Origin of the sequence: Stieleria sp. (assembly GCF_041595215.1) — a bacterium.
Taxonomy (GTDB): Bacteria; Planctomycetota; Planctomycetia; order Pirellulales; family Pirellulaceae; genus Stieleria; species Stieleria magnilauensis.
This window is the reverse complement of record NZ_JBFHKV010001434.1, coordinates 1-1,718: the sequence shown is the minus strand read 5'-3', so window position 1 is coordinate 1,718 and position 1,718 is coordinate 1. Positions and strand designations below refer to the sequence as shown.

General features: G+C 57.8%; 2 protein-coding genes. Both read left to right on the top strand.

All coding sequences use genetic code 11. The features are described 5' to 3' along the window. The coding region (locus ABX749_RS31885) for a hypothetical protein (protein WP_372899591.1) at positions 1-471 on the top strand (471 nt) is incomplete at its 5' end. A gap of 24 nt (positions 472-495) precedes the next feature. Next, positions 496-1,718, top strand: a 1,223-nt coding sequence (locus ABX749_RS31880; RefSeq protein WP_372899590.1) for a lipopolysaccharide biosynthesis protein, incomplete at its 3' end; no start/stop codon positions are given.

Genomic DNA, 1,718 nt, shown 5'->3' with positions numbered 1-1,718 from the left:
TTCGGTTTGGGCGAAGGATTGATCGCCGATGAAATCGGCGTGGTGACGCACAACTCATTCCTGCACTGTTACGCCGAACTGGGTTTCTTCGGCGGCACCACCTTCGTCGCCTGTTTTTTGGCTGCCGGGTCTGGCCTCTGGTCGCAACGGCGACCGCGATCGAAAGCGTTCGGAGAGGAGACTCCGGCGGCCCAAGCGACTCGCGAACACTCTCGGTTGTGCGGCTATCTGTTCGCGGCCTTGATGGGATGCATCGCCGCCATGCTGACCATCTCGCGACAGTTTGTCGCCCCCACCTACCTGATTTTGGGGCTCGTCGCGGCTGCCATTTCCATGCCCGCCATTGCGTCGATCCCCGGCCAGGCAACCGGATTGCGCATCGGCAACCGGTTCGTGCTGTTGTCACTGCTCGCCAGCGCCGCATCGCTGTGTCTGTTCTACATGACCATCCGTCTTTTCGTCCGCTGGTGATTTCCAACTCTAACATTGACTTTGATGAGTAGTTTCCGTGTCATCTCTCGAAACATCCTGAGCAATTGGGTGGCCTACGTCATCCAGGTGGCGATCACGTTTTTCTTAACGCCATTCGTGTTGCACCAGATCGGTGATGCGAGGTACGGCGTCTGGACCATCGTGATCAGCATCACGGGATACTACGGACTGTTGGATCTTGGTTTGCGTGCCGGGATGACCCAGTACATCACCCGGTACTTTTCCAAGGGTGACTTTGACCGCATGAATCGTGCCGCCAGCAGCGGGTTCGCCCTGCATCTCGGCTGCGCCCTGTGTGCGTTGGTGGTCACGTTTGCGACCGCAGCCGTCGCGCCCGCCTTCTTTTCCTTGCCTCCCGCGTTGGAGACCGAGGCCGTTTGGTGTGTGTTGATTCTAGGCTGTTCGACGGCAATCCAATTGTTGCTGTTTCCGTTTTCGGTCGCCCTGACGGCCAAACAACGTTTTGACCTGATCACCGTCGTCAGTCTTTTCTGCCGCATCGTGTCGGCCGCGGCGACGATCCTGGTGTTGAGGGCCGGATACGGATTGATCGGCGTTTGTGCCGCCGGCGCGGTCGGAAACATTCTCGATTACGTACTTCGCTGGGCGGTCGGTTGCCGCGTCCTTCCCGAACTGAAAATCTCATGGCGGTTGGCGAGTTGGGCCAGTTGCCGCGAATGCATCGGTTTCGGATTTTGGAGCGCGTTGCTTGCCGTCAGCCACTTGGTGATCAGCTTTTCCGACGCCTTGGTGATCGGGATTTTCATGCCCGTCTCGGCGATCGCCTACTTCGCCTTGGCCAACAACTTGATGAAGTACTTTGCCAACATCTTCGTTCCCGTCAGTCAAGTCTTTTATCCTGCCGCGACCGACCTTGACGCACACAACAATCTGGCGGGGCTACAGCAGCTCTACCTGAAAGGTTCGCGGATGCTTTCCTTGGTCGCGGTCAGCGCGGCGTTGATCACGGGCATGTGGGCCAGCGGCTTCTATCGATTGTGGATCGGCGACAAATACGTCCAAACGGACATTTATCACTCCGTTCCGCTGCTGTTTCAAATCTTGCTCGTCGGTGCGTTGTTCACCGCCGCAACCGGGATCGGTTCCAAGATTTTGTTGGGCCGGCGCCGATTCAAGGGCCTGACCTGGTTGATGTGTGTCGAGGGCACCATGAATCTTGTCATCAGCGTCGCTCTGATCCAACCGTTCGGATTGCTGGGCGTTGC